The sequence below is a fragment of the Hymenobacter cellulosilyticus genome, from assembly GCF_022919215.1.
GTDB lineage: Bacteria > Bacteroidota > Bacteroidia > Cytophagales > Hymenobacteraceae > Hymenobacter > Hymenobacter cellulosilyticus.
The window spans coordinates 38,236-64,388 of sequence record NZ_CP095047.1 but is presented as its reverse complement, the minus strand read 5'-3'; the positions used below and the strand labels follow the sequence as shown (position 1 = coordinate 64,388).

General features: G+C 56.0%; 28 protein-coding genes, 2 pseudogenes and 1 riboswitch. Of the genes and pseudogenes, 15 read left to right on the top strand and 15 right to left on the bottom strand.

Features of this window, described 5'->3' with window-relative positions; translation table 11 throughout:
• Positions 1 to 45: 45 nt before the first annotated feature.
• From MUN79_RS28840 to MUN79_RS28795, 11 genes and pseudogenes are all read right to left on the bottom strand, one after another.
• Positions 46 to 693 (bottom strand): hypothetical protein, encoded by a 648-nt coding sequence (locus tag MUN79_RS28840; RefSeq protein WP_244678532.1) that lies wholly within the window; start codon positions 691 to 693, stop codon positions 46 to 48.
• Positions 681 to 2,360 (bottom strand): hypothetical protein, encoded by a 1,680-nt coding sequence (locus MUN79_RS28835; RefSeq protein WP_244678531.1) that lies wholly within the window; start codon positions 2,358 to 2,360, stop codon positions 681 to 683. The genes MUN79_RS28840 and MUN79_RS28835 overlap by 13 nt, the downstream gene beginning before the upstream one ends.
• A 143-nt stretch (positions 2,361 to 2,503) precedes the next feature.
• Positions 2,504 to 3,001: a hypothetical protein gene (locus MUN79_RS28830; protein WP_244678530.1), complete on the bottom strand. Its 498-nt coding sequence runs from the start codon at positions 2,999 to 3,001 to the stop codon at positions 2,504 to 2,506.
• Positions 2,998 to 3,465: an OmpH/Skp family outer membrane protein gene (locus MUN79_RS28825; RefSeq protein ID WP_244678529.1), complete on the bottom strand. Its 468-nt coding sequence runs from the start codon at positions 3,463 to 3,465 to the stop codon at positions 2,998 to 3,000. Before MUN79_RS28825 ends, MUN79_RS28830 begins: the two co-directional genes overlap by 4 nt.
• Before the next feature lie 2 nt (positions 3,466 to 3,467).
• Positions 3,468 to 3,944 carry an SMI1/KNR4 family protein gene (locus tag MUN79_RS28820; protein WP_244678528.1) on the bottom strand — a complete coding sequence of 159 codons (477 nt, stop codon included), beginning with the start codon at positions 3,942 to 3,944 and terminating at the stop codon, positions 3,468 to 3,470.
• Between the two features lie 147 nt (positions 3,945 to 4,091).
• Positions 4,092 to 4,877, bottom strand: coding sequence for an RHS repeat domain-containing protein (locus tag MUN79_RS28815; RefSeq protein WP_244678527.1), 786 nt, complete (start codon positions 4,875 to 4,877; stop codon positions 4,092 to 4,094).
• A gap of 50 nt (positions 4,878 to 4,927) precedes the next feature.
• Entirely contained in the window at positions 4,928 to 5,536 is a 609-nt protein-coding gene (locus MUN79_RS28810) for a hypothetical protein (protein ID WP_244678526.1), read from the bottom strand.
• Entirely contained in the window at positions 5,533 to 8,538 is a 3,006-nt protein-coding gene (locus MUN79_RS28805; RefSeq protein ID WP_244678525.1) for an RHS repeat domain-containing protein, read from the bottom strand. Before MUN79_RS28805 ends, MUN79_RS28810 begins: the two co-directional genes overlap by 4 nt.
• Positions 8,539 to 8,571: 33 nt before the next feature.
• Positions 8,572 to 9,141 (bottom strand): annotated as a pseudogene (locus MUN79_RS32165) (LamG domain-containing protein); the annotation flags it as partial.
• A gap of 343 nt (positions 9,142 to 9,484) precedes the next feature.
• On the bottom strand, positions 9,485 to 10,462 hold the full coding sequence (locus tag MUN79_RS28800; RefSeq protein ID WP_244678524.1) for a hypothetical protein: 978 nt from the start codon (positions 10,460 to 10,462) through the stop codon (positions 9,485 to 9,487).
• A gap of 529 nt (positions 10,463 to 10,991) precedes the next feature.
• Complete coding sequence (locus MUN79_RS28795; RefSeq protein ID WP_244678523.1) at positions 10,992 to 11,234, bottom strand: hypothetical protein; 243 nt, start codon at positions 11,232 to 11,234, stop codon at positions 10,992 to 10,994.
• Positions 11,235 to 11,660: 426 nt separating this feature from the next.
• Here MUN79_RS28795 and MUN79_RS32160 point away from each other — a divergent pair.
• Positions 11,661 to 11,801: pseudogene (locus MUN79_RS32160) on the top strand (integrase core domain-containing protein); the annotation flags it as partial.
• Positions 11,802 to 11,950: 149 nt separating this feature from the next.
• Here MUN79_RS32160 and MUN79_RS28790 read toward each other — a convergent pair.
• From MUN79_RS28790 to MUN79_RS28780, 3 genes are all read right to left on the bottom strand, one after another.
• Positions 11,951 to 12,484, bottom strand: a complete 534-nt coding sequence (locus MUN79_RS28790) for a hypothetical protein (RefSeq protein ID WP_244678522.1) — start codon at positions 12,482 to 12,484, stop codon at positions 11,951 to 11,953.
• 771 nt (positions 12,485 to 13,255) lie between these two features.
• Positions 13,256 to 13,681 (bottom strand): relaxase/mobilization nuclease domain-containing protein, encoded by a 426-nt coding sequence (locus MUN79_RS28785; RefSeq protein WP_244678521.1) that lies wholly within the window; start codon positions 13,679 to 13,681, stop codon positions 13,256 to 13,258.
• A 103-nt stretch (positions 13,682 to 13,784) separates the two neighbouring features.
• On the bottom strand, positions 13,785 to 14,105 hold the full coding sequence (locus tag MUN79_RS28780) for a plasmid mobilization protein (RefSeq protein WP_244678520.1): 321 nt from the start codon (positions 14,103 to 14,105) through the stop codon (positions 13,785 to 13,787).
• Positions 14,106 to 14,875: 770 nt separating this feature from the next.
• Here MUN79_RS28780 and MUN79_RS28775 point away from each other — a divergent pair.
• The 5 genes from MUN79_RS28775 (at position 14,876) to MUN79_RS28755 (ending at position 19,095) form a co-directional block, all read left to right on the top strand.
• Complete coding sequence (locus MUN79_RS28775) at positions 14,876 to 15,685, top strand: ParA family protein (protein ID WP_244678519.1); 810 nt, start codon at positions 14,876 to 14,878, stop codon at positions 15,683 to 15,685.
• Positions 15,686 to 16,094: 409 nt separating this feature from the next.
• A complete protein-coding gene (locus MUN79_RS28770; RefSeq protein ID WP_244678518.1) occupies positions 16,095 to 16,346 on the top strand; it encodes a hypothetical protein in 252 nt (83 codons plus the stop codon).
• 402 nt (positions 16,347 to 16,748) lie between these two features.
• A riboswitch (cobalamin riboswitch) is annotated at positions 16,749 to 16,935 on the top strand.
• A 561-nt stretch (positions 16,936 to 17,496) separates the two neighbouring features.
• The gene (locus MUN79_RS28765; protein ID WP_244678517.1) at positions 17,497 to 18,093 is read left to right on the top strand and encodes a sensor histidine kinase; all 597 of its coding nucleotides are present in this window, start codon (positions 17,497 to 17,499) and stop codon (positions 18,091 to 18,093) included.
• A 10-nt stretch (positions 18,094 to 18,103) separates the two neighbouring features.
• Positions 18,104 to 18,289 (top strand): hypothetical protein, encoded by a 186-nt coding sequence (locus MUN79_RS28760; RefSeq protein ID WP_244678516.1) that lies wholly within the window; start codon positions 18,104 to 18,106, stop codon positions 18,287 to 18,289.
• 41 nt (positions 18,290 to 18,330) lie between these two features.
• On the top strand, positions 18,331 to 19,095 hold the full coding sequence (locus tag MUN79_RS28755) for a LytR/AlgR family response regulator transcription factor (protein WP_244678515.1): 765 nt from the start codon (positions 18,331 to 18,333) through the stop codon (positions 19,093 to 19,095).
• Positions 19,096 to 19,182: 87 nt separating this feature from the next.
• On the opposite strand, the gene MUN79_RS28750 is transcribed toward MUN79_RS28755, so the two are convergent.
• A complete protein-coding gene (locus tag MUN79_RS28750; RefSeq protein ID WP_244678514.1) occupies positions 19,183 to 19,446 on the bottom strand; it encodes a hypothetical protein in 264 nt (87 codons plus the stop codon).
• 233 nt (positions 19,447 to 19,679) lie between these two features.
• On the opposite strand from MUN79_RS28750, the gene MUN79_RS28745 reads away from it, so the two are divergent.
• The 9 genes from MUN79_RS28745 (at position 19,680) to MUN79_RS28705 (ending at position 26,117) form a co-directional block, all read left to right on the top strand.
• On the top strand, positions 19,680 to 19,991 hold the full coding sequence (locus MUN79_RS28745) for a type II toxin-antitoxin system HigB family toxin (protein ID WP_244678513.1): 312 nt from the start codon (positions 19,680 to 19,682) through the stop codon (positions 19,989 to 19,991).
• A gap of 51 nt (positions 19,992 to 20,042) precedes the next feature.
• Entirely contained in the window at positions 20,043 to 20,393 is a 351-nt protein-coding gene (locus MUN79_RS28740) for a helix-turn-helix domain-containing protein (RefSeq protein ID WP_244678512.1), read from the top strand.
• Between the two features lie 322 nt (positions 20,394 to 20,715).
• Positions 20,716 to 21,024 (top strand): hypothetical protein, encoded by a 309-nt coding sequence (locus tag MUN79_RS28735; protein ID WP_244678511.1) that lies wholly within the window; start codon positions 20,716 to 20,718, stop codon positions 21,022 to 21,024.
• Positions 21,025 to 21,077: 53 nt separating this feature from the next.
• Positions 21,078 to 21,536: a hypothetical protein gene (locus MUN79_RS28730; protein ID WP_244678510.1), complete on the top strand. Its 459-nt coding sequence runs from the start codon at positions 21,078 to 21,080 to the stop codon at positions 21,534 to 21,536.
• Positions 21,537 to 21,596: 60 nt separating this feature from the next.
• Positions 21,597 to 21,914: a DUF4134 domain-containing protein gene (locus tag MUN79_RS28725; RefSeq protein WP_244678509.1), complete on the top strand. Its 318-nt coding sequence runs from the start codon at positions 21,597 to 21,599 to the stop codon at positions 21,912 to 21,914.
• 10 nt (positions 21,915 to 21,924) lie between these two features.
• Positions 21,925 to 22,257 carry a DUF4133 domain-containing protein gene (locus MUN79_RS28720; RefSeq protein WP_244678508.1) on the top strand — a complete coding sequence of 111 codons (333 nt, stop codon included), beginning with the start codon at positions 21,925 to 21,927 and terminating at the stop codon, positions 22,255 to 22,257.
• Between the two features lie 26 nt (positions 22,258 to 22,283).
• Entirely contained in the window at positions 22,284 to 24,779 is a 2,496-nt protein-coding gene (locus MUN79_RS28715; RefSeq protein ID WP_244678507.1) for a TraG family conjugative transposon ATPase, read from the top strand.
• Between the two features lie 21 nt (positions 24,780 to 24,800).
• Positions 24,801 to 25,448: a hypothetical protein gene (locus MUN79_RS28710; RefSeq protein ID WP_244678506.1), complete on the top strand. Its 648-nt coding sequence runs from the start codon at positions 24,801 to 24,803 to the stop codon at positions 25,446 to 25,448.
• Between the two features lie 27 nt (positions 25,449 to 25,475).
• The gene (locus MUN79_RS28705) at positions 25,476 to 26,117 is read left to right on the top strand and encodes a hypothetical protein (RefSeq protein WP_244678505.1); all 642 of its coding nucleotides are present in this window, start codon (positions 25,476 to 25,478) and stop codon (positions 26,115 to 26,117) included.
• Positions 26,118 to 26,153: the final 36 nt, after the last annotated feature.

Below are 26,153 nucleotides of genomic sequence, written 5' to 3'. Positions count from 1 at the left end.
TGCTGAGCTTATCGGCATCCTCGTTGGTTAAGAGGATAATTTCGTTTAACCGCAGCGAGGAAGAGGGATTGCGCTGGTCAAAGCCCAGATTGGAGGCATTTGCTTGAAAGTGCCCCGGCCATCTTGCCGGACGCTCTTCACAAACAACGCCGTGTGGGAGCGGGTCCGAATGGAATTGAGGTAATAGGTTTGCTTCGTGCCTTCGGAAAAGCTGCCGGTACTGTTGACGCTATTTATGTCCTGTTCCAGCTCGGAATCGCCCACATAGGGCTGCCGCCACTTATAGGCAGTGGAAAAGCGTCCATACTCGAATTTAACCCAGCCGCCCCAGTCCTGGTCATCAACCACCCCGAGTTGATTCCGATCCACATAGTCCGAGGAGGTAATGGCCGTCAGCAACCAAGTGGTGGCATAGATAAACTTGCCGTTATCTCCCATTCTGGAAGAAGAGAAGCCCGGTTTATCCTGCGTTTTTTCTCTTGATTCGCTGTACGTCGAGTAATGGTACACGGGTAGAGAATAGTGATAGGTCGTTCCGTCTTCTGCCGTCACGCGGAATGCACCAATTCCTTTGCCAGGTAACGTAACGCGGAAGGCATCGTTGGAAATACCATCGTCTATACTATCATAGAGGGGGTATTGAAAGCCGCGCTCATCGGGCTCCGAGTAGCCGACAATTCCTAGTTTGCGCATCGTTCGCGCCCGCGGCTTGTAGAATTCCAGGAATTTTTCCCCGTTGCCATCCGGAGTGGTATACATATCCTTGATGTCTTGATTGGAATACCACTCCACGTGTTTGCCTTGTACCAGCCCGCGTTCCCGAACTCCAGTCGTCGAGTTATAGCGATTGATGATTCCCTTGCGTGCTGGCGCAGTCGAGGTAGAAGCCGTAAGGGCTTCCCCGAGCCAGGCTTGGCAGTAAATAAGGACTTCAGACGGGTGTCGCGCAACACCAAACTGGGAACCTCATACTGCGGGTTTTCCGAATACGTGTTAAGGCTACTTTCGATTCCCGTTTGGTTTTCCCCCGTGGGAGCTGCATACTTATGATAGTCGTAGCCATTAGAAGCACTATTTTCAAACCGAAAACTTATCTTATAGTCATCCAGGAAAGGGACAACATTATACTTATCATGTTCCTGGGATATCTTTTTGGGAAAGGCGACACTACCTACTTCCAGCAACTGGGGTCGAATGCTGCCGGATACCCCATTTCCCATGACGGAGAAGTCGTCATGAGCGATACTCAGGGGGCGCAAACTGACCACGCGGTAATCTGGCTCTACAGCTTCAGCATGCTGGTGCAAATCGGCTCCTACTTCGCGCTCGAGGTGCTGGTCGACGCCATAGTCCCGGAAGTAATTATAAACCAGCGCTTGCTTGAACGTTGCAGGAGAGGCATACGGATTGGTTACTTCGCCGTCATATATAATGGGGCCTCGATGGTATCCGGGAGCATTCTTCCAAGCTGGGGAGGCATTTTTGCTCATCTCATGAAAATACAGCGAGCCATACATGGTCTCCTGCTTATTGTCATCAAAGAAAATCCAGTAGTTAGTATGCAAGAATTTCTTTTTCGCGCGGACAATGGCCTGGTTACTGCCGCCTCCTGAGCCCCCGGAACGACCAAGTGTGCTCAGTGCAGTACCGATAGCAGCCGAGGTGCCTACCTGCAGGCCGACCTCGCCGCCAATGGCCATGGCCTTCGAGGCAGCATTGGTTGCGCCTGAAACAGCGGAGCTAGAACCAATGGAAGCAATGGAGACTGCGGCAAACGCCATCCGGACGGGGTCCACACTTACCCCTTGTCCTTTGGTGTATTTCACGCCGACCAGGTCGCCGGAATTGACTTTCCCATTCTCCCAGCCCAGGCTGGCCAGCCCGATTAAATCGGCGGTGCCGCTATGGCCCGTTTCCGAGTCCCAAGCCAGGTCCAATAAGCCGGGTATGCCACCCGTCCAACTTTTGCCGACCTCCTTTTTATAGTAGGAGGTATAGGTTTCCTCCGAGATATCGTCGGGATAGTTATTGAGGCTACGGGCAATGGCGCCCGCATTCAACGACCACCCCAGCCCGACCCAGGAAGCTTCCTGCTCCAGGCGGATGCCCGCCCGGTAGGTCAGCGGCAGCGAGAAGCTGCGCTCAGGCCCAGGTACATCCAGGACGGGAATGTTGTAGGTCATGTCGCCGGTGGTCAGGTTGACCATGTCGGTGGAGCCGGGCGACTCGTAGCTGGTAAACTCGGGCTGGCCGGGGCCCATGGCGGCCCAGCTGATAGCCGGGGTAACAAGGCTGCCGACCATTTCCAGCAGCAGCAGGCAGGAAACGGCCCGCACCAGTCGGCGATTACGAAACAACATGGGAGTACGCGTAAAAAAGGAACAAGTCGGGAAAGACTAAAATTTCAGAGTCGGTAATCGGTCAATGTCTGCGCCAGCGAAAGCAAAGCGTACCGTCCCCAGTTCAAACCGGGTGTCGCGGTAGCTGAGAATAAAGCCCCGGCTCAAGTCGAGACGGCGGGTATCGAAGAGCAGCAGCACGGTGGAGCGGCCCGTGGCGCCATATTGTCGGGGTAGAGAGCCGTTAAGGCTGCGACGGAGTCGGTGCCTGCAACCAGGTGCACGTCCTGGGCAATGCCCGACCCGAGATAGACGATGGCCTGCGTGAACGCCGTGGCGTCGCGGATGTACCGGTTTTCAATTTCGGTTCCGTTCTGCGCCAGCGACAGGGAGAAGTGAGCTCTGCCCGCGAAGGTGCGCCGGAGCGAATCCAGCGCGGCAGGCGATGCCGGTGGTGCCCCGGCCAGTTCCTGGGCCACCAGCAAATCCGCAGGGCGATAGGAACATGTCACGGTAGCCGAGCCTACTGCCCGGGTCTGGGTTAAGCCATGATCGGCATCCTGCAGGTAAGCGCGGTACTCGGCTTCTTCGAGTTGCTTGCGGCAGCTTCCTAGCGTGAGGGCACCCAGGATGAACAGCCCGATATAGTACGATCGGCTCATTTCCCGGCAGTGTGTTGCTGATCGTATTGCTTGTTCAGGCCCGCTAGCACTTCTTCCGTAATGTCTTTGCCCTCGGCCGCATACACAATGTTGCCGTTATCGGTAGCGCCGAGAATGAAGTCATAGCCTTTCTCCTTGCCATACTGCTTGATGTAGGCATTGATTTCTGTCAGAATTTCCTGACTAACCCGTGCTTCTTCTGCCTGCGCCTTTTGCTGAATAGCCTCGCGGTATTGCAGCAATTGCTGCTCCTTGGCAGCGGCTTGGGCGCCTTTCACGGCCTGCATTTCCGCCGTGAGTGAATCCAGATTAGCCTGCCAAATTTTGGCTTGGTTCAGGAAAGCTTGCTTTTTACCAGTGGCACCGTGGTATTGTTCTATTATCTTATTAGAGTTTATGTATACCGTACCGCTTTTACAAGCAGTGCTTAAAAAAACGAAGAGGCAAAATAATATTCTTCTCATTTTTAGTTCAAATAAATTTTTTCATCGTCATTAATATACATTTTTAAAAATTCCATAAATGTTGGTGATATTTCTTTATAAGTATCTCCGCATATGGCTATTACAGGATTTTTATCTGGTTGGTTTTTGTCAATTAGTACTGCATATGCAATAAGATGGCATTGATAATCTGCGAATACGTAATATTTTTTTGAATTTGCCATATAAAGGCTTAGTTTTTTAAATGACGTTTCATCATCCCATTCTTTAAACTTGTCTTCAATGTTTTTGAAATTATTAATAGAATAAAAGCAAAAGAATTTATTATCATAATCACCACTTGTTCCATTTATTTCTTTGAAATACGAACTCAACTCATATGGCATAAGAACATCATTGTTATTATTAAAAATACTGATATCATCCTCAGAAGCTTTTTCTGAGTTTATGATACCCTCTTCTTTCCAAAGAGATTTCTGAAAACTTAATAATTGACTCATTTTATTTCGTTTTACTAAGGACCTCATCAATCATCTTGATGCGTTGTGTTTGTACTTCTATTGCGGTTTCATTTAATTTTTTTCCTGCTCCATTCAGAATCCTTTTGGCAAGTTCTCTGTAATTCTCAAGGATTGCTTTACTCGGGGTTACTTTTCCCCTGATTTAAAAAAAGCATTCATGTCATCTGCATGATCTCTCGCAAACTTCTGTAGGTCTGCAAATGATCTACCTTCAGCTGCATTGCGGGCAGCGCCTGACATTTGCAAAATTGGCTTATTAGAGGGGTTAACTCCTGGGTTGGGAGTTACATCAGGACAGCCACAATCTAAAAGTTCGGATACTCCTTCAGTAAAGTCATCAAATACGTATTCTGCTGCATTTTGTAAAATATCTAGTTGAGATACCTGATTGATTATGAGTACTAAAGCAGTACGCTTTAGGTTATCAGCAATTGATGGCTCATTTCTTTTGGGAGGAGAGTTCTGCTTATTAGTAGCAGCGCCTGCTCCTTGCGCTCTTGCTGCACTTCTTGCTCCTTGAGCAGCAACTCCTAAAGCTCTAGTGCTAGTTGCACCCCTAGTGAAAGCCTTTTGACTCAGTGCTCTAAACTTTCCGGCAGCTCCTCCAACATGTGGACGGGGGCCAGACCAGCCTCCATCAGGATCAATGCCTGAGACGGGATTGTTACCCATGCCAACATAAGGAGAATAAAATTGCCCCTCTGGATCTGGAGCCATCCAGCGCCCAATACGACTATTATACAGCCGCAACTCGAAGCTGTCATAACCTGTTTCCTCATCTTTCTCAGCATACTGCCCCTGATAGCCGTGCCGGTAGCGCTTGTCGCCAATGCTGTAATTAAGGCCCGTTAGTGGTGAGCCGAACGCATACTGGTGCTGCTCCTGCACAATGGTGCTGTTGGTATGCTCCACTTCGATCTTATCGAAATAGCCGACATAGCCCGTAGCGGCACTCTCCGTCGTCAGCTCGATCCGCCCGAACCCGGTGCCCGAAAGCGCAGCTGTAGCTTTTGCCAGTCTTCCGGACCGGTGTTTACCTTTTGGACCTCTTCCGCTTTCAGCTCGTTGTTGCTATCGTAATAGCGATACCGAATCAAGATATCCGGGAAAGAGGCAGCGGCACTGGTACGCTGCTGTCTTCCCCCACCAAATCCAGTAATGGCTACGCCCAGGGAAAGGCGACTGAACAAGGTCGGCTTGGGTTGCGCGTTTTCGGTCGAGGATGTTCTGCCCGAAGTAAGCAGGCTGGCTGCCGGATTTATCAAGGGAATGACCTGTAGCCGGGAAGCCGGTCGGCCCGTAGATGAAGAAAAGTAGCGAACCTGGGCGGAAAAGGTGATGGTATCGCCTTTTTCCACGGATACGCTCTTTCTGGGACCTTCCCCGGGCGTAACCAGAGCTGCCACATAAGAGCCCTCGAATGCCCGGGCCACATCTTCCCTACGGGTCGCGGCAAGATTGGTAAATTCTTTCTCTTCCTGCTCAGCCAACGCCACTTCTGCCGTTGCCCGGTACGTTTTGGTGGTGGGCTTGCGGAAGATGACACGCGCATTGCCCAGCTGATCATTCAATTCATAGCGCGGCTCGAGGGTGCTTCCCCCTCGTCGAGGCGGGTAATGGTCCCAATACGACCCGAACCGTACAAGGGAACTTCGGAGAGCACTACGGCCTGCCCTGGTTCCTGCTCGTACGTGCTAAGCACGTTGCCCTGCGCGTCGGTAACGTAGTAGGTCGTCTTCTGCGCACTACCCACTTCGTTGTAGACGACCTTGCTATTGCGAAAGCCCCGATCATCATAGGTGTACGTCGCCAGGGGCAGGGTATGGTCCGTATTGCGGTACACACCGCTCACTTTGCCTGTTACATCGTAGGTCAGGTATTTCGTGCTCTTGCCTTCTTCGGCTTCCCGCGTCATCTGCCCGTTGAGGTCGTACTCATAGCTGAGCAGCTTTCCTCCTTCCGGCGTATTGACAGCCTGCAGCTTGTTCGTCTCAGGCAGGTACTGATACTTGAAGTTGTCACTGATGGTGCCTTTATCGTTGGTGCGGACCAGGTGTTCAATGTTGCCGTGGGCATCATAGCTCAGGTCGCCCTCCGCAAACTGCGGAAGCTGACTCAGGGTGTTTGCCGCCAGCTGTCCATACGTTGATTGCAGCAGTTGGCCTTTGGCATCGTAGCGGTACGCGTAGCCGTGAATGGTCGGAGCCGCTGCCGTCTGCCAGGTGCTGGCCCGCACTGTACCGTCGTAACGTTTCTGGTCCTGGTTGGCAGGACTCGTTAGATTAGGCGCCGTGAGCTGATGGCTGGTGTAGTCCTCGTCAAAGTAATCCAAGCGCATCCCAAACAGGTCTTTCAGGATGCCATTGCCTGTGGGCGTATCCTGTCCGGCATCCAAGCGTTTCTCCACGTTGTTGATGCTCTTGAGCCACCCCTGTACCGTGTAGGCATAGTCAATGCCCTGCAGGCGGCCTGCCAGCTCCACGCGCTTCAAGGGTCCGTGGAGGTAGTAATAGTACTGGGCCTGCAGCGAACGGGTGAGCCCATTCGTGCTGGTATATACCCGGTTCAGGCGCTGGTCCTTGTCGTATTCGTAGTGGTGGTAAAAGGCATCGGGCTGTCCCTTTTGGTAGGCCACTTCCAATACATTACCCTGGAGATTGTAGGTATACTCCACCGTCTTCAAGCCCAGTGCCTGGGTTTGCTGCACCAGCCACGTAACCCGGCCCAGCTCATCGTAGCTGTACCAGCTGGTGGTGTGCTCGTTCTGCGTTTTGGCGACGGATCCCAATACAAACTCCTGAGTACGGCCGACCAACGTTTCATCCGCCAGATCATACCACACCTGATTACGCTGGTGGCAGCGGGCTACATCCAACCCGCCGCTACGCGTACGATCTTCCAGCAGCGCCAGAATACTGTTGGCCGCGGGCTGCTCGGTGAGTTGGCTCTCGAAGAGTATGCCCAATGCGGGGTTTGTATCCATGGTGTACTCGCCGGATTCTACCACGCGGCCTACTTCGTCGTAGTTCGAGTAGGAAAAACGCTTATCGTACTTCTGTTTCGCGCTTTGGGAAAAGCGGATACGGCCGTCGCGGGCATAGACATACTCGGTACGCCCCTCATCCGTGCTTTCCGTACTGAGCAGAGTACCCGCCCCACTGTAGGTGTTGCGCGTGACAAAGGCCGGATAGGTGGTCTGGGTCAGGTCTACGCCACGGGGCGCGACCGTCGCGACGACGCGTCCCGCATCGTCATAGTACGAGTAGCTAAAGTCGCCATAGTGGGCCACGTACTGCATCCGCTGGCTGCCACCGGTTGCGAGAACCCGGTAAAAGCCTGGTGCTAGGCTAAGCGTAGCCGGCAGTTGTGTGCCCGTCGTCGGATAGCTTGTAACGGTTTCAGCTACCAGGTCAATAAGGCGGAAGCTCCCCGTACCGCTAATGGTCAGAACGGCATCGCCGGCATTGGGAATGTGAATATCCTGGTACACCGGTTCTCCCTGCGCATTACTCTCCACCGCATTCACCGCGAAATTGAGTGTCAGGCCGGGGTACTGTTTCCCGCTTAAGCAGGTGGCCAGGGTTTTCCCATCCTGGTCCGTAAACCCAATACTTTCGACGCCATCCGCGTTGGTGCTCACCTGCTTTTCGCCGCGGTTGCGCAAGGAGGCCGACGCGGGGGTACCCTCCACGAAGTGAGGCCGCAAGCGCAGGTAATGGGCCAGCTCATCCAGCAGGGGAAACTCCCGGCTGCGGAGTTCGTGTCCGGCTCCCATGCGGAAGCTATTGCCCGGACCCGCACTGCGCTTAGTGCCTCCTAGTGGACCTCCGTATTCTTCCTGCTGGCTAAACGGGTACGCCGTGGTAGCCGTTTGCGGCTCCAGGGTATTGGCCGTGCTGTAATAATAGCCGACGGTGCCCGGCGTAGAGGCATTGGCTGCTTTGGGTCCCAACGGATCCGTTTCGAAGTCAATTGCGCGGTAGTCGTCCGTTGAGCCAGTCGGCTGTAAGAACCCGGACTTATACTTGAACTCCTTATTGATGGTCGGAGCCGCTAAGGTGCTGAGCAAGGGCTTGCCACCGGAGCTATACACCGTCTGGGTAGCGAGCACATGTTCTTGGCTTAGGCTTTTCACCTGGGCCTGCGTACCTCGCCCTAGGGCATCCACAAATTGTTTGGACTCCCCTAACAGCTGATTGGCTCCGGCAAAGGAACGGGTCATGGACCAGTTTTTATCCAGGTCCTCTGCCGGGGAAGCCGGGGGTAGCTCCCCTACGTGCACAACCAGGCCGGCCTGGGCTTCGGCACAGTCTCCGGGCCCCTGGACGGATACCAGGTAGCTGGTCGTTGCCGAAGGGCTGGCAACGACCTGTGTGCCCGAGGAAGCCGATAAGGATGCAGCTGGACTCCAGCGTAACGTTGGTGGGGAAAAAGGAACCGTGGAAAGCAGCCGCTGTGGAGAAGCAGACGCTACGAAAGTGCCGTTATGGGCACCCGAGGTAAGGTCTTTGATGGTTGTTCCAGCTGCCTCATCAAAACGGTAATAGGCTAGAAGCTGCGTATTGGGCTCCAAAACCAGTTGGGTATAACTGGTACTAATCTGGGTTTGTGTAAGCGCTGTATTCCAGAGGCGAAGTTCATCCAGTTGGCCGGCGAAGAAACCCGAGGGGCCACCCCCAACAGTTTGCGGCAAGTGCAAGGGAAAAGAGCTGGCGCTACCCGTTGCCTGTAGCGTTCCATTGACATACAGGCTCGGCGTGCCGTTGGCACACACGATAGTCAGATGTACCCAATTATTCAGGGGAGCGGCAGACGTCCACACCAGCAGGGGCAGGACCTGCGTATCCTCTCCGGCATAGAGCCGCACCCCATCCGTCCCGACAGAGATACCTAACCCCGCCTGTCCGGCTCCCCAGGCTCCAGTAGCCTTGGTTGGGTGGAGCACGTAGCGAGCAGCTGTTCCGGTTGAGCCGGGGCCATGTGCGGCGGTCGGCTTCACCCAGGCCTCGACCGTGAAGGTATTTACGACATCCGGCAGCGTAGGGAGTTGCACCTGATCCTGCTGGCCGTCCAACTGCAACGCATTGCCCCAAGAGTTGCACTGGCGCGCAGAGTCGTACTGGTACCAGGGGCAATGCGCACATCCTCGGAAGCCGTCACCGCAATGGGTGGGCACCAGGTCAATGCCGGTAGCATCTGAGCCTTGACCACTCGTGAATAGAGGACAAGGTTATAAGAACTATAGGGATGAATGACCCACGCATTCGTGATACGAGCCCGGTAAGATCCTTGTTGAGCCTGGGTTGCGTTAGCAATAGAGAGCGTAGGCGAATCCGGATGCACTATATCTTCCCACGCTTCTGTTGGCTGTCCCTCATTCACCAACCGCTGCCACTGATAGTGGTTTTGTTTCCCTCCCATCGGCTGGGAGCTGGTCAGCGTAGCGCCTTCGCGGAAGGTTACTTCTTGTGGTGGGTCGGGATTGGTTTGATTGGTATAGTCAAAACTTACAAAACCGCCTATCGGTTGTCCCGGGCCACTGAAATTGGGTTCGATCGTACCAAAATCCAGATAATTGCTACTGACATCGATACTAGGCACTGGAACATCTTCTGCTTTGGTCGGGGGGTTGTTGTGGGTATCCAACAAGGAATTTCCGTTAGGTGGTTATCACTAAACTTTAGAAGCCAGATATGGGGTAACGAGGTCAGCGAAGCAGGTAGCTTCCCTTCTAATCGATTATGGGAAACGACTAATCGATTGAGGTAAGAAGTAGAACTGGCTATCTTGGACGGTACTTCTCCATAAAAATCATTGTCATTTAAGTAACAATCAGATAAATACGGCATCCTCCCGATGGCTTCGGGGAGCACACCTGTAAGACGATTATAGCTGGCATCAAAGAGGATACACTCTTTTAGATTCTCCATCCAATCCAGTAAGAAGCCTTCAAACTGGTTGTTATTTAGTATGATATAATACGCTGGGCTCATTGATCCCAGTGCGGGTGGCAAGGCCCCTGTCAACTGGTTGTGCGAGACATCGAAATACTTTATGGCGTCAAAGCGCTGTAAATTTTGGGGCAACCTTCCCGTGAGTGCATTACCCTTAAGCTGCAAGTGCTCTAAGCGCGTCAATGTTGTGACCGATTCAGGAAGAGAACCTTGCAAGTGGTTGTTTTGCAATCGTAATTCTACCACATCACCATAACGGACTGTCACCCCATACCAGTTCTTTGCTTGCTCCAGGGTGAACGTTGTGATAGGAGAAGACAGCCACTGAGCCCGGGAAGGCCAATAAGAATGATTGGACCACAGATTGTTGCCACCATCGGTTGCCAAATACAGGGCTCGCAGGGCCGCGATTTCATCGGCATCAGCCACCTCCCCTTCCCCAGCAGGCACTTGGGCTCTTGCAGAGGCAGGGAGTAGCAGAAAGACAATGCAAAGGAGCTTGACAGCGAACAGCTGGCTGAGGGAGCGTAGAGGTAAAGGCATAGAAGGCAGAATAGGTAAAGCCTTGTAAGAAAGATGACAAGCACAAAAATTACCGCTTGCCTACGTAGCAGTTCCACGCGTATACTGAGAACATGCTCTTTAGTGTAACTCTCAAAAGTAGGTACATATCTGTACAATTTCGGTATTGCTATACTCTAATTATTTGCTTGTAAGTAATGGTACTAGTAGTCGTCTGATTCTTAACTCCTATAGTTAAGAATCAGACGGTATCGATGTGAGGGGATCTACCTGTGAAAGACAAAAGTAGGATGTGCCTTCCGCTGTCATGATAGCACCCCAGCAGTAATCAGGTTAGGTAAACGGCGTAAATACCACGACGCATTTAAGGCCGAGGCCTTGCGCCTAGTCTAGGAAAGCCGTTTGACTCGCGCTGCGGCGCGGCAGTCGGCTATCAGCGAGAAGCTACTCTACCGCTGGCAACAGCAGCAAGACGCTGCCGAGATGGGCAGTGACGAGCGGGCCCGCTACCCGGAAGTGCGTGCCTTGGGCGCTAAAAAGCGTTGGCCATCTACAGCCGCAATATGCCGTGAGCCGCTACCGCTTCATCGACTGTCACCGAGCACAGGTGCAGGAGTTGTGCGCCATGCTGCAGGTGGCCGCTAGCAGCTAGTATGCCTAGAGCCAGCGACGTGGGCAGCAGGCGGTGATACAGGCCTTTACTCGCCGTGAGTGACGCTACAGCACGCACTTCCGGGCCGCAGTGCAGGTGCAAGGCCACCGCGTGGGCCACTGGCACTACTTGGTTACCCACGGCAAGGCTAGCTCAGCAGCCGCGCTCCTTTGTGCCGCGCACCATCCGACTCCGCCCACGGATGGCGGATGGCACCCAACCCGTTGCTGGGCCAGCCTTGCCCCACCGCCCCATCCAGGTCGGTGGGCAACATCATGTGCCTGCCCATTCAGGGCGTCGGCTAGCCGTACCTAGCCAGCTAGCAGGATGCCTGCTCGCACAAAGCTGTGGGCTTTGGTGTCGCCAGGGCGTAAGACGTGCGCGAAACTAGGCCCGAGGGCTTGGTCAGCGAAGCGCTGCACTAGGCTTTAGCCGTGCGCCAGCCAGTATACCGCCACCCGCTTTCGGGCCCTGCTAACGCAGCACGGGGCCGCACAAGTTATGAGCCGGCACGGCAACTGCCCTGACAATGCCCAGGCCGAATCCTTCTAGAGTCGGCTCCAGACTGGATTGCTCAACAGCAGCCTCTTTCCTGGCCTAGACGAGGCCCGACTCGAACTAGCACACTATATGCCTTCCTACAACGACGAGCGATGCCACTCCGCCCTAGGCTACCACTCGCCCAACCACTTCGAAATCCATCTGTAAACCATGTCCCAAACGTGGCCAGCCTGGCTAGACCATCTCAGAAGATAGTTGCAGTTGGGGCATAAGAAAGGTAGTATTGATGGAAGGAAGAAGTAAAAACGCGAATAGCGCTTTTTAAGAGCTGGGCAGCACAGTTTGACGAAGTGGCACTACCATTCCGTTGACAGGATGGTGTAGCCCAAACTCGGATACGTATCGCCTGGTTGGATAAGACTAGGCACCTCGAAGTTGCGCCGAACTTTGCCATCAACCTTAATTTGCACGCGCAAATTGGCATCATAGGGGTATGGGAGGCCACTGACGCTGCGGTTGAGATAGGAGGCACGCACCGTAAAATTTCGATCTTCCGATACGGTTTCGGAGTAGTAGCCAAACGTGTCGCCGGAAACGGCTACCGAGTTTTTGTTGGCTACTTGCGTTCCATCAGGCAAAGCACTCTGACTCGTAACCGTCGCCCCAAAGTTAGCAGGGACACGAAATGGGAAATATTCAATTAGAACAGTATGCGTTTTAGGGGCTGGAGCTGGGTCCACGGCCTTATCCTGGTCGCTACAAGCAAAAAACAAGGGGGAACAGACTATAAATACGAGAGTGCTTTTGGTCAAACGTGCAAGGTATCCCAGACGATTGCAATTGGATGCGGAAAAAATCATTACAGAAAGCGAATAGAGCGGCAAAGCCATTTAGAAACAAACTATCAAACGTAAGCTTTTATCCGATACCTTATAGAAGCTGGGCAACGAGCTCATTCTTAAAATAAAAAAGTTATAGTATCAGAGAACATGTAGAAGAAAGAAAATAGTACACTTATAGGGTCGAATAACTGAACAATCAGAATATACTAAGCGTGAGTGATAAGTCGGCAACTCCCTTTCGGTGCTATCATCACTCGACCACTATTTGTCGTTGCTCTACAGTGCGGAGCTGGTGCGTTTCAGCCAAATCATAGCTTACGCGTTCGAGGACGGAAGGCTCGCGGGCATCAGCATGCGCACCTTCCAAGTCAGTGATACCAGTAGTACTGCATTCTGGCTCTAATTTCCACTTAACGCTACATTCTAGTCAGGCGTTTTTCTACAGTTGTTGCCAACGCTTCATTTTGCTATCGCCCCTTCATCAAGCCTACTGATTGACTTGTTGACGACAGCTATTTTAGTCTATTCTTACGTGTTGGCAACTCCTTGCTCTTCGGTGAAGCAGGTTGAGGAGTCTGGGCTTCCGATAGTAGCGGCCGTTCGGCTTGTTGGTTGGTAAAAGCTTCTCGCAGCTGTGCCGCTTTAAAGCCGACCTCCTGCCCTTTCACTGCTATCCCTTGAAATTCGAAGCTGACCCCGCGCAAGGTACCGCCTTTGTCGCGGGTGTAGCGTACGCTTATCTGCAACTGGTGCAGCTGCGCAGCTAACCACTCCTCCCTCCCCTGTTCGGTTGGCTGAGAACGTTCAGCAAAGCCTGGCTCACCCCTGGCGAACAGCTTGCTTCTTGGGATCCAAATCCTTGATACTGCGGCGGCGCTCAGGAATGGGCTGCATGCCCAACTCTTGGCTTATCTGCTTGGTGATAGCCGGCTGCCGATAGAAATTATTGTCTGTTCGCAGTGCCGGCCCGCCATCAATCGGCACCCGGTTTATGTAAATATGCACGTGCGCATGCTTCTTATCTCGGTGCTCATATACGACCACTTGGTGGCGGGCAATGGGCGCACCAATCAGCTCACAGTAGCGCTGTGCCGCCGCGACCTTTTGCGCCTGGCTCACCTCCTCCCCTTCCTTCCAGGAAAGCACCGTGTGCCACACCGGCTTCTGCACTTTCCGGCTCCGGCTGGCCGTGCCTTTCATCTCCTGGGCCATCTCCACCGGGCTACCAGGAATGACGTTGGACACAACTAGCAGCGGGGCCTCCCCGGCTCCTTTCCTTTGCCGCGCCGCTGCCCTGCCCCGTAGGTCAGCGCGCCTTCAAAGTCGCTGCCTATGGTGGTTTTTGCTATCATACCAAGTAGCTACGAATAACAGAAAGTGCTTGCACTAGTTGTGCTTCGTGGTTGGTGAAAGCTTTACCAGCCTGAGCTAGGCGGGCTATTTGGTTTAAGTTGGTACCGATGCCGACCAATTGCCGACGCAGTTCCGCTGGCAATACTTCCTTTACCTCATTGCCCATTCCAAGCACCCGCAGGTAATCCGATACCTTCTTATAGCCCGCGGCTTTGGCCTTGACTTCGATTGCTCTCTTCTCCTCAGCAGTTACGCGAAAATGAATCTGCTGGTCACGGTTTGGTTCTGCCACTTCCGGCTTGGCTTCGTCAGTCATATTCCCTCTGGTTGGTTGCTGCAGCTAACCTACGGCTAAATCCATTTCAAGGATAATTTTATCGTTCGCTTTAGCAAGCCAAGCCTAGTGAGCCTGCGAGCTAGGCGGTGTCATTGTCGGACGCAAACAGAGTTTGTGTACACAATGACATGGCTTGCTAACCGTTGAACGAATCGTAAGAACGAGGCCGCTGAACAGCCGTTGAACGAGGCTAAGGCTATGATATCTGATGCTTCATTGCTTCGGTATTTCATTGCTTCAATGAAGCATGGTTTTGGCCCATATTGTCAGGAAACAGCAGTCGGAAGTAGCGTGCTGGGAAATGCTATTGGGCACTGTTCAACCTTGCTTCAATACTTCGGCGCTTCATTGCTTCACACAAAGCAAGAATAACTACGCTTGTTAGGACCACCCAAACACGCTTCACTGCTCCATTGCTTCACTACTTCACTGCTTCAAAGCATCATGAAGTTTGTACAATTGATCTGCGATATGACGCTTCTTCGCATCATCGCTTCAATGCTTCATTGAAGCAATAATTCAGTGCTTCTATGAAGTACTACTTCAGTGCTTCTAATTTTCATTGCTTCACTGCTTCGTAGTCTCATTGCTTCGCTATATCTTTGAAGAATTACTTCGTTGCTTCAACGCATCACATAAACACTGATATATTGAAGCAGTGAAGCATTGCTTCGATGCTTCTTTGAAGTATTGGAGCAATGAAGCAAAATCATCTCTGAAACATAACGCCTTCAACCGCTCTTCCCTTTATGAATAAACCCCGTGTAATTGCCTTCGCGACTCAGAAAGGAGGGGCGGGCAAGTCAACCATTGGGACGCACGTCGCCTCGGCGCTCTGCTACCTCTACGGCTACAAGGTGGCCATGCTCGACTGCGACTATCCGCAAAATACCCTGCACGCCTACCGCAACCACGAGCAGCAGTTGCTGCAATCGGACGTGGCCTTTCAGGAGCGGCTTATCAAGCAGGGCGTCACCCCGTATCCCATCGCCATTTCCAGCATGGAAAAGGCTGTGGACGCCATTGACACGCTGGCGGAGAAAGAGTTTGACTTCATCCTGGTCGACACGCCGGGCACGGTAAACGTCTCGGGCCTGAGCGAGCTGCTGGAGCGGGTGGACTACATCTTCCTGCCCATGGAGCCGGACATGGGCACTATTGCCTCCACGATGTCCTATATGCACATCCTGGGCAACTTCACCCAGGCGCAACGGCCTGAATCCAACCTGGTGGGTTTCTACGCCTTCTGGAACAAGTTTCTCAAGGCCGAGAAGCGCACGGTCTACACCAAAACCGCTGACCTGTTTCGCGAGAAGGGCTACCCGCTGCTCAACAGCCGGGTGGAGTCCCTAGTCAGCATCAAGGACAAGCGCTCCACGATGTTCCCCATGCCCGAAAAAGAGTTGAGAAAGCTTGGGCTGGGCAACCTCATTACCGAGATACTGACGCTGGTGGTCGGGCAGGGCGCGGTGACGCCTTCGGGCAAGCGCCTGGAGTTCGCGCCGGTAGAGTTCGAGCAGTCCACGCCTGCCACCACCCTCGACGACAACGCCAAATAACCTCCTCTCCTCATGGCCAAGAAAACACCAGAATCGAAAGAAGAAGCAGCCGCTCGGCGCCAACGTGATTTAGCGGCGCTTACTTCGGGCGTCGCGGCGTTCAGCCTCATGGGAGAGACGCCCCGCCAGCCCGGCGCCGGTGGAAGCTCCGGCCGCGCCGTCAGCCGTAGCCCCGGCGGCTGCGCCCGTGCCGGAGCCGGTACAGGAACCAGAGGGAAAGAAAGCAGCGGCTCCGCCGGTCGTGGAGACACCTGCCCATGGGAAGGCCGCGCCAGCAACGGCGCCGGCGAAGAGGGTAGGGGAGGGGCCCGCTGCGTCGCCCAAGGCAGCCTCCGCCCCGGCAAAGGGTGAAGCCGAGCCGGAGGCCGAGGAGGACGCGGAGATGGATGCCCCGCAGATGGAGGCCTCAGTGCCTAGCGAATCCGGCGAGCTGGACCTAGCCCGGCTGTTCGTGCCGTCCAGTGAAAAGAAGGGCACTACGCTGCGCATCACGGCCGACCACCAGCAGTTCTTCACCAACATGGGGTTTCTGCTCGGTAACGGCGCCTCCGCCCCGGACATCATCCATAACATCCTGACCCGCTTCCGGGCCGACCACGAGGCACAGATTCAGAAGGCCATGAAAAAGCAGATGCGCCAGATGATGACGCCGAAGAAATAAGGGCAACAAGTCCTGTTATGGCGGATAGGGTTGCGCCCTGAGGTGCAACCCTGGCTATACGTGTTCCTGTTCCGACCTTATTCTGTCTTGCCTGCCGACAAGCTCAACCCAGCGTAGCCTCCGATGGTTGCCCATCGAATCAACCACTGATGGCTGCTGCCACAACGCTTAGCCCGGTCGGGCGGCCCGCTGCTGTCCTGGCCAAGGCGGGTACGTTAGTAGGAACTGTTGCTTTTTTGCACGCTTCCGTAAGCGCTTGCCTACTGGGGTACGCTCACTGGCTACAAGGCATTTGCCGATTGCCAAAGAGCAGGAAAGCGCGTTTTTACCACTAAAAAGGCCTATATATAGCAACCAGCGTATCGCCTGTATCGTATGAAGCAGCATCCGTTCTTTGCATTTTTCAATTACCGTAGCGGGGGTTTCGGGTAAGACCGAGCCAAGCAAGGAACCGTGTGCAACTCACGGACTGTCGCGCAACTGTAAGTGCTTTACGTAGGCATCGTCTACTCCTAACCCATTTCTTACGGGCTACTGGTGGACGCTCCTGCTGGCACAAGTCAGATTACTTGCCCGTTACGGCTACCAGACGACTGCCCTCGCATGTAGGGGTAACGCTCTAGCGAATTGAATGCCGGTGGATACCGACGGCTATTGACGGCAGCCTTGCCGGTATGTACTCGCGTATTACCGCCTTTCACATGATTATCGATACCCCGGTGACGGAGGGTAGGAGTTTGGAGCAAACATCCCTTCAGACATTTTCTGCGCTACCTCCCTATGCTCGAGTACCAGTCTGCTCTATCCAGTTTATCGCTTCTGTTTCCCACCCCGCTTTCCATGCGCCCGCGGGCCGCTACCAGTCGAACACCTCTAGATGGCCAGCCTCTGATGGCTGCCAGCCAGATGGTTCCACGTAGCAGCCAGCCATGCCGCTAGGAATCGTCCTTTTTTTCGCCGCTCTGCTCAGCTATGAGGCGGGTGAGCAGGGGAGGGGGTGCTCCCCGTCGTTGGCAGGAAGCTACCCTCCCTTAGGGCCGGTTCTTCCCCGCCTGCCCCTGCAGCAGGAGCCCGCCCAGCGCAGCCAGCAGCGGCACCTGCGCAGCAAATCCAACGGGAGCTACCGGTCCGGAACCAGCAGCTGCAGCTATTGTCCCAGCAGGAGGCCCGTATGGCCGTAGCTCAGGCGCGGGAGCAGCAGCGCCAGCGCGCCTTGCTCGGCGTCGCCTGGCTGCTGACCCTGGGACTAGCTGGCGCTTGCTTCGCGTACTGGCACCTGCGCCGTAACCGCGTTCTGCTGGCCGGCGCCCACCGGGAGCTGAAGGCGGCCGTGGCCGAAAAGGAAGTCCTGGTGCAGGAAATCCATCACCGGGTGAAAAACAATCTGCAGCTGATCAGCAGCCTGCTGGCCTGGCAGAGCAGCCGCTCGTCGGACCCGGCTGTGGTCGACGAGCTTACCAGCAGTCGGGCACGCATCCAAAGTATGGCCCTGGTGCACGACTTCCTCTACCGGGCCGATAATCTGGCCCACGTACGCTTGGACACCTACCTGGCCGAGCTGCTAAACTCCCTGCACACGTCCCTTAACTCCGCGCAGCAGCCCATCGAGCTCAGCGCCGAGCTTGATGCCGTCGTGATGGATGCTCGGGAGGCCAGCGCCTTCGGCCTGCTGGTCAATGAGCTGGTTACCAACGCGTACAAGCATGCCTTCACCCCCAGACCCGCAGCAGGCTGCACATCACGCTGACAAAGCTCACATGCCCCATGGGTTCCAGCTGCGCGTCATTGATAATGGGGTAGGCCTACCCGACGCGGGGCTCACCAGCAAGCCCGAATCGCTGGGCCTGCAGCTCGTTACGTCTCTGGCCAAGCAGCTAAAAGCCAGCCTAACAGCCACGGCGCATCACCCGACCGGAACCTGCATTGAAGTCACTCGCTCCTGAGGTTCTGTGCTACTCGCTTCCCACCCACACGCTCGTATCCCATGGCCACTATCCTGATTGTCGAAGATGAGATTCTGATTGCCGATGAAATCGCCCGCGGGCTCACCCGTCTGGGCCACCATCCCCTGGAACCCGTGGACAATGGGGACGAGGCGCTTGGTGTCATGGCCCGCCACCCCGTGGAACTGGTGCTGATGGATATCAATATCGCCGGCGACTGTGATGGCATTGCCACAGCCCTGTTGGTGCGTCGGCAGTTTGCCGTGCCCGTGGTGTTTCTCACCGCCCGCTCCGACTCGGCCACGCTCAACCGCGCCAAGCGGGCCCAGCCCTACGGCTACCTGGTCAAGCCCTTCACGGATGATTCCCTGCGGGCTCAGATTGAGCTCGCCCTCTACAATGCCTACCAGGCCGGGCCTACCGGTCCGGTAATGGACCTGGCGGGAGCCGCTGGCGACGAGATGTTGGGCGCCGCCGAGCGCTGCCCCAAGTTCAAGGAATACCTGTTCGTGCGCAAAGGCTCGGGCCACGTCAAGGTGCTGCTCCGGGACATCCTCTACTTCGAGGCCCTGCAGAACTACGTGCGCCTGCACACGGTCAAAGAGAACTTCGTATTTGACTCTACCCTCAAGGAGCTGGAGCAGAAGCTGCCCGACCAGTTTTTGAAGACCCACCGCTCTCACATCGTGAACCTCGACCACGTGCAGGCCTATGAGGAAAGCAGTGTGCTGCTGGGCAAGGATTACATCCCGGTCAGCCGCTCTTGCAAAGACGAGCTCAAGAACCGGATTCACCTGGTGGGCTAAGGTGCCTTGATGGCGGAGAAAGAGAAGCTTGGTCAGCGGAAGCCGACCCCACCATGCCATCCTGCAACTGCCCGGGGCTTCCCCTCTTTATGTCGTGATGCTAAGCAGATGGCTGCGCTCCTGGGGCGCACCATCGCCCGCTTCGTCTTGCACGTGGATATAGTATTCCACAACCGTACCCGGCGCGAGCACATCCTCGTCCAGAAAGGGAGAGCGGGCATTAACGGCCACACGGTGCCAGGGGCCAGCGGATCTGCCGACGCGGCGGAATATGTGGGCGCGTTCGTAAGCGTGGCTGGCGAAGGCCAACCGCCGGCCAGTTGCTACCAGCGTTAGTTCAGGTACAAGCATAGGCCCTTCTACGAACTGTGTCGCTTGACAGGGTAATTGGGCAGCGGGGCAAAGCACCGGCTACTGGCTCAGATGACTCCTGTAACACGAAAAGGGCCGTTCGCAAGCTAAGGCATTATTTTTCGTTATTGGTAAAATATTTTCGTTTTTGGTAAATTTAACGTATCTTTGTAATGTTAGCCACTAAACAGCAACGCATGTAATAGAAGATTTAAAATAGTAACAATCACATTATGAATGTATTAAAACAAAAAACTATAAGAGATTATGCCATTGAACACCAGGATGTAGCCAAAGAGATTTGGGAAGTGTACAAGGATATGAAAGCTGCGAGTTGGAGCAATGCGGCGGATGTGAAAGCCTACGACCCCAGTGCCACCCACGTGGGCAATAACCGCTGGGTTTTCAACTTGCTTCGCAATCGGTACCGCTTGATAGTCAAGGTTGACTATTCCAAGCTACCGGAGTTCACAGGCCAGATTTTCATCCGCTTTATCGGCACCCACGCTGAATATGACCGCATCTCAGACATTTCAAATCTCTGAGCCGGGGAGCAGCCTCTCTACCCTCTAGTAAACTCTAAAAGACCGTACAACATGACTATCCAAACAGATGCAGAGTACCAGGCCGGTATGAGCCGCTTGGAAGCCCTCGATAGTAACAACCCCGCTAATCTGGCGGAAATGGAGGCCCTGGGCAATGCCCTCGAAGCCTATGAAGAAAGCCACGGGCATGCTCCTGTGCATCCAGATACGCTTATTTACCGCATCGAGCGCTACATGTTCGAGCACCGCCTCAAGAAACAGGAATTGGCACAGCTGCTGGGCATCACCAACAGCCGCCTGAGTGAGGTGCTCAACGGCAAGCGCGCGGTCAACATCGACCTGGCCCGGCGCCTGCACACCAAGCTCCACATCCCGGCGGACTTCGTGCTCATGCACGCCTAACAGGCGGCCTATTTCGGGCCGTCTTTCGGACACTACACTTACTTAACCGGCAAAAGGGCCGCTCCACTATGGGGCGGCCTTTTTTTATGCCGCGTTAGCACAGTCCTGGCCTGGGGAGGGGGCCGGGCTGGAGTGTGCGGAATGCGGCTCCTGCTGCCTGCCGTTCGTGTGCGGCTTCTGCACCTCACCACCCATTTTCAACCGTTCGTCAACTTTCTACCAATCGGGTGTAGGGCCCCGATAGGTTTGCAGCGTCAAACTCCGGTTTGGCATGTTCCCGCCCGGGTCAGCTGCCCCGGGGTGTCACGCATGTTGCCTGCCGATGCTCAGCGCTTACTCCTGGAGCCAGTTTGGCCTGTTTATCCTGGCTCTGGTCCTGCTCTACTACCTGGTGGTTGGATTACTGTATTACCGGCAGGAGCTCACCGGCCTGCTCTCGTCCCGTCGGAAGTCTGGCAGTCCTGCCCTGACTGCGAATGCAACCGGTGTGGTTGCTCCGCCGGCGCTGGTGCGCCCAACCTCTGCCTTCGCTCCGGCTGCCGCGTCAGCAGGTTCCGCACCTGCCGATGCGGAAACGGAAAGCCCGCCGCCGGCGCAGCAGAAAACCTGCCCACGGCGGCTGAGCCAGTAGTAGGAGGGGAGTTGCCCGCTTCCAGTGCGGCTGCTACCGGTCAGGACGAGCGTATGCACGAGGCCACTGCCCTGGAGGCCGCCCATGCTGCGCAGCCCGAGGCGCAGCTGCAGGACGAAGCCCGGACCGAAGAGGCTGACCAGGCGGATGAACGGCTGGCGGCGCTGGTCCGGCAGCAGGTGCCTTCGCATTCCGGGGAAGACGAAGCTCAGCCCACCGCCCAGGCCCTGGATCCGGAGACCTTACCGGTTGAACCACTACTGGCCGGCTACGAGCCGCTTGCCTCCTTCGACGAACCCGTGGCTTCCCTGCTCGACATTATCACAGCCGAGCCCTCGGCGCAGTTAGTGGATGCCGACTCGGTCAGCGAATACATCGCCCGGCTGCAGGCCGGGCAGAACCCGCCCCTGCCTGCCGGCCTGCAGGGCTCCTGCCTGGCCGAGCAGATGGCCCAGCACCTGGACCACTACAACGCCGAGCTAGCCGCCCTCTTCGAAGCCGACGAGGTGTAGCCCGACAGCCCGCATTTCTTCCCTCCCATTCCCTTTCCGCCAATTTCTTACCCTGTTGCCATGAACAAGAAGGATCTTTTCACTTCCCTGGTGTTGCTCGCGCTCCTGCTCGCTTCGCCACAGCTCTATGCCCAGACCGGTGGCGGCAATGGCACGGCCGGCATTCAGGATGCGACCACGCAGGTGACCAGCTACTTTGACCCGCTCACCAAGCTCATGTATGCCATCGGCGCGGTGCTGGGTCTGGTCGGCGCCATCAAGGTGTATAGCAAGTGGAACTCGGGCGACCAGGACACCCAGAAAACGGCGGTGTCGTGGTTTGGCTCCATGATCTTCCTGGTCATCGTGGCCACGGTGGTCCGTTCGTTCTTCCTCTAAGCCGCCGGCCATGCCCGTGTACGACCTGAACCGGGGCATCAACAAGCCCGTGGAGTTCAAGGGGCTGGTGGGAAGCAACATCTACTTTCTGGTGGCCGGCATCGCCTTCGTGTTTGCCCTGTTCGTGACGGGCTACCTGACGGGCGTGCCGCTGCTGCTGACCATGCTGCTCACCTTCGCCGCCGGGGGCGGGATGTGGGCCGGGGTCTTTGCCCTGAACCGCAAGTATGGCGAGCACGGGCTGATGAAGGCCGCGGCCCGCCGCTCCTCGCCCAAGTACATTACCAACCGGCACAGCCGCTTATTCCAACGCCTTAACGAGGACTTGGCTGGCCGCGCGTAGCGGCCGGTCCGGGTGCTTTTCTGCCCATGAGCAACAAGGTTCTGCCCTCCGCTTCCCTGGAATCCAAGCAGCCCATCTACAAGGTGGAAAAGGACTGCCTGGTCTCGAAGAATGCCGACGTGACGGTGGCCTTCCGGTTGGAGCTGCCCGAAATCTTCACCCTCTCGCGGGAAGACTACGCCCAGCTGCAAGCGGCCTTTGTCAAGGCCGTGCGCCTGCTGCCCGACCACTGCGTGGTGCACAAGCAGGACTGGTACGTGGAGGACCAGTACGCTCCGGGCTTCGAGGCCGAGCGCACGCTGCTTTCCTCCTCCTACGAGCGCCACTTCCACGAGCGGCCCTTCCTCAACCACTTCTGCTACCTGTACATCACCAAGTGCTCCTCCGAGCGCCCGGACTGGGGCAGTTCGGCCGGCCTGCTGGCCCGGCGCCACATCGTGCCCCGCCAGATGCTCGACGCCCGGGAGCTGGAAAGTTTTTTCGACAGCGTCGGCCAGTTCGTGCGCACGCTGGAAGGGGTGGGGCCCACTTCTGCGCCCTACATCAAGTCCCACCGCCTGACCTCCGATGAGCTGGCCGGCACCGAGCAGGCAGCGGGCCTGCTGGAAAAGTACCTGGCCCTGGATCTGTCCGACCAGGCCCGGCAGGTGGATCTGGATTTGACGGGCGGCCTGAAAGTAGGCACCGAGTACTGCCAGATGTTCTCGGTGGCCAACCTCGATGACTTGCCCACGTCGGTGGAAACGGACATTCGCTACGAGCCCTACAGCACCGAGCACTCCGACTTTCCCATCTCCTTCGCCGCCCCGCTGGGGTTGCTGTTGGGCTGTAATCACATCCTGAACCAGTACGTGTTCCTGGATAACACCCAGAAGACGGTCAAAACCTTCGAGCAGAAGAAGGACCGGCTCAACTCGCTCTCGCTCTACTCGCGGCAAAACGCCATCAACCACGCGTACTACAATGCCTTCCTCAACGAACTGCTAACCCACAAGCGCCGCCCGGTGCGGGTGCACTGCAACGTGCTTACCTGGTCCCATAAGGAGGACACGCTGAGTGAGGTGCGCAAGCTCGTGAATGCCGCCTTCAACGCCATGAACTGCAAGCCCCGGCAGAACACGGTGGACATCGCTGCGCTCTACTGGGGCGGCATCCCGGGCAACGCCGGCGACTTCCCTTCCGAGGAAACCTTCTACACCTTCATCGAGCAGGCCGTCTGCTTCTGGGCCTGCGAAACCAATTACCGCAGTACGGGCGCCACCAAGGGCGTCAAGCTCTCCGACCGGCTCACCGGCAAGCCCGTGCTGGTGGACCTCTCGGACGAGCCCATGAAGCGGCAAATTATCTTCAACCGCAACAAGTTCGTGCTGGGCCCCTCGGGCTCGGGCAAGTCGTTTTTCACCAACCACATGGTGCGCCAGTACTACGAGCAGGGCGCCCACGTGCTGCTGGTCGACACCGGCAACTCCTACAAAGGCCTCTGCGAACTGGTGGGCGGGGTGTACTTCACCTACGAGGAGGATGACCCGATTGCCTTCAACCCCTTCCTGATTTCGGGCAAGCTGGACGTCGAGAAGAAGGAATCCATCAAAACGCTGCTGCAGGCGCTCTGGAAAAAAGACGACGAGACGGTGAGCCAGTCCGAGTACGTGTCACTGTCCACGGCCGTGAGTTTGTATTACGTGATGCTCGAAGCCAACGCGCATATCAAGCCCAGTTTCAACACGTTCTACGAGTTTGTAAAAACCACGTATCGAAGAGTGCTGGAAGAGGAAAAGGTGCGCGAAAAGGACTTCGACATCGACAACTTCCTCTACGTGCTCGGGCCCTACTACCGGGGCGGGGAGTACGACTACCTGCTCAATTCAGAAAAGGAGCTGGACCTGGTGCAGGCCCCCTTCATCGTCTTCGAACTCGACAACATCAAGGACCACCCCATCCTGTTTCCGGTGGTCACGCTCATCATCATGGAAACCTTCATCTCCAAGATGCGCAAGCTCAAGGGGGTGCGGAAGATGATTCTGATTGAGGAAGCCTGGAAAGCGCTGACCACGCCGGGCATGGCCGCCTACATCAAGTACCTCTTCAAGACGGTGCGCAAGTTCTTCGGCGAGGCCATCGTGGTGACCCAGGAGATTGACGACATCATCGGCAACGAGCTAGTCAAGGACGCCATCATCAACAACTCGGACTGCAAGATTCTGCTCGACCAGCGCAAGTTCTTGGGCCGCTTCGATGAGATACAGGCCCTGCTCTCGCTCACGCCCAAGGAAAAGGACTTGGTGCTGAGCATCAACCGCGACAACAAGGCCGCCCGAGGCCGCTACACCGAGGTATTCATCAGCCTGGGTGGGGTCGTCTCCAAGGTCTACGCCATTGAGGTGTCGAAGGAAGAGTACGTGACCTACACCACCGAGGAAACCGAGAAAGTGCGGCTGTTCGAGAAGTTCCGCCAGACCGGCGACATGCCCACGGCCATCAAGCTGTTCGCCGCCGAGCTGCGGGAAGGGGTGGGCGCCTGATTTCAACAAAAGGGAAAAAGCATGAAAACGAAAGTCATCCTCCTGGGCGGGGCCATGCTGGCGCTCAGCGCCTCCAACGCTGCCGCGCAGCTCGTGGTAACCGCCCCCGTGCTGGAAGTGCAGTCGGGCGTGCAGACCGGGCTGCAGAACACCATGAAGGGCCTCTCCAAAGCGGCCAACTTGCTGGTCAAAGCCGGCGTGAAGGAGCAGGAGCTGACCAAGGTCTTCTCGGAAAAGAACCTGCAGCTGGCCAAGACCTGGTACGACGGGCTGCTGCAGGTCAGCTCCGCGGTGCGTACCTACCGGCGCGTGCAGTCGGTGTTCGAGAAGCAGGGGCGCATCATCCAGACCTACTCCACGGCCATCGAGACCCTGCGGCAGTCACCCTACGTGCAGCCGGAACAGCTCTCGCTGATGACCAGCGTGTATACCAAGATGCTGACGGAAAGCTCCAACACGCTCCAGGACCTGCGAACCATCGTCAGCCCGGCCATGCTCAAAATGACCGACGCCGAACGCATGCGCTTCATCGACAAGCTGGACGTCAAGATATCCGACCAGCTGGGCCTGATCAACTACTACACCCAGCGCAACCTCGTGCAGATGCACCTGGCCGAGCAGAAAGCGCAGGACATACAGGCCCTCAACGCCCTGATGGGGGCCCGCTAGCCCTACCACTTTTTTACGCGCCCTCCTATGAAAGCAAGCATCAACGTTCTCGCGCTGGGCCTGGCCCTGTTCGCTGCGCCGGCTTACGCGCAAGCCGTTATCTCGGCCCCGATTGCGGAGAGCCAGTCCCGCAAGCAGGTTGTGCACCAGGGCGTTTCTACCACGCTGCTGGGGCAGGGCAAGAAGCTGGCAGGCGACATGAAAGTGGTCAGCGGCAGGATCAAGGGCATCATCGACAAAACCCAGCAGCTGCACGACCAGTGGTACAGCAGTCTGCTGCAAATCAGTGCCGGGGTGCGCAACTACCGCCGGGTGCGGGAAATCTACACCCACCAAAGCGAGATGATTAGCGAGTTTTCGAATGCCATCCCGGAGCTGCGCACCAAGCAGCTCTCGCCGGCCCAGCTCAGCGAGGCCGCCACCGTGTACCAGGGCATCCTGCAGGAGAACATCGGTCTGCTGAGCGAACTGGCCGGGGTGCTCAGCGTGGGCAAGGCGAAGATGACGGACCCGGAGCGGATTGAGTTCATCGACAACATCGCCGACCGCATCGCCCGGCAACACCACCTGATGAACTACTTCAGCAATAAGTGCCGAGCCATCGCGCAGCAGCATGCCCAGGAGCTGCAGGACCGCCAGGCCATGAATGCCATAATGACGGCCCGCTAAGAAGCCAGCTCGTCCCCATTCCACCTACCCTTTCTG

Bases quoted from the DNA above. Each gene is read 5' to 3' on its own strand.
- MUN79_RS28740 (WP_244678512.1), top strand. From the start codon at position 20,043: ATGACTATCCAAACAGATGCAGAGTACCAGGCCGGTATGAGCCGCTTG.
- MUN79_RS28835 (WP_244678531.1), bottom strand. From the start codon at position 2,360: ATGTTGTTTCGTAATCGCCGACTGGTGCGGGCCGTTTCCTGCCTGCTG.
- MUN79_RS28760 (WP_244678516.1), top strand. From the start codon at position 18,104: ATGCCCCATGGGTTCCAGCTGCGCGTCATTGATAATGGGGTAGGCCTA.
- MUN79_RS28775 (WP_244678519.1), top strand. From the start codon at position 14,876: ATGAATAAACCCCGTGTAATTGCCTTCGCGACTCAGAAAGGAGGGGCG.
- MUN79_RS28705 (WP_244678505.1), top strand. From the start codon at position 25,476: ATGAAAGCAAGCATCAACGTTCTCGCGCTGGGCCTGGCCCTGTTCGCT.
- MUN79_RS28840 (WP_244678532.1), bottom strand. From the start codon at position 693: ATGCGCAAACTAGGAATTGTCGGCTACTCGGAGCCCGATGAGCGCGGC.
- MUN79_RS28735 (WP_244678511.1), top strand. From the start codon at position 20,716: ATGCTCAGCGCTTACTCCTGGAGCCAGTTTGGCCTGTTTATCCTGGCT.
- MUN79_RS28725 (WP_244678509.1), top strand. From the start codon at position 21,597: ATGAACAAGAAGGATCTTTTCACTTCCCTGGTGTTGCTCGCGCTCCTG.
- MUN79_RS28825 (WP_244678529.1), bottom strand. From the start codon at position 3,465: ATGAGAAGAATATTATTTTGCCTCTTCGTTTTTTTAAGCACTGCTTGT.
- MUN79_RS28790 (WP_244678522.1), bottom strand. From the start codon at position 12,484: ATGGCTTTGCCGCTCTATTCGCTTTCTGTAATGATTTTTTCCGCATCC.
- MUN79_RS28715 (WP_244678507.1), top strand. From the start codon at position 22,284: ATGAGCAACAAGGTTCTGCCCTCCGCTTCCCTGGAATCCAAGCAGCCC.
- MUN79_RS28820 (WP_244678528.1), bottom strand. From the start codon at position 3,944: ATGAGTCAATTATTAAGTTTTCAGAAATCTCTTTGGAAAGAAGAGGGT.
- MUN79_RS28710 (WP_244678506.1), top strand. From the start codon at position 24,801: ATGAAAACGAAAGTCATCCTCCTGGGCGGGGCCATGCTGGCGCTCAGC.
- MUN79_RS28800 (WP_244678524.1), bottom strand. From the start codon at position 10,462: ATGCCTTTACCTCTACGCTCCCTCAGCCAGCTGTTCGCTGTCAAGCTC.
- MUN79_RS28750 (WP_244678514.1), bottom strand. From the start codon at position 19,446: ATGCTTGTACCTGAACTAACGCTGGTAGCAACTGGCCGGCGGTTGGCC.
- MUN79_RS28720 (WP_244678508.1), top strand. From the start codon at position 21,925: ATGCCCGTGTACGACCTGAACCGGGGCATCAACAAGCCCGTGGAGTTC.
- MUN79_RS28745 (WP_244678513.1), top strand. From the start codon at position 19,680: ATGAATGTATTAAAACAAAAAACTATAAGAGATTATGCCATTGAACAC.
- MUN79_RS28755 (WP_244678515.1), top strand. From the start codon at position 18,331: ATGGCCACTATCCTGATTGTCGAAGATGAGATTCTGATTGCCGATGAA.
- MUN79_RS28730 (WP_244678510.1), top strand. From the start codon at position 21,078: ATGCACGAGGCCACTGCCCTGGAGGCCGCCCATGCTGCGCAGCCCGAG.
- MUN79_RS28830 (WP_244678530.1), bottom strand. From the start codon at position 3,001: ATGAGCCGATCGTACTATATCGGGCTGTTCATCCTGGGTGCCCTCACG.
- MUN79_RS28780 (WP_244678520.1), bottom strand. From the start codon at position 14,105: ATGACTGACGAAGCCAAGCCGGAAGTGGCAGAACCAAACCGTGACCAG.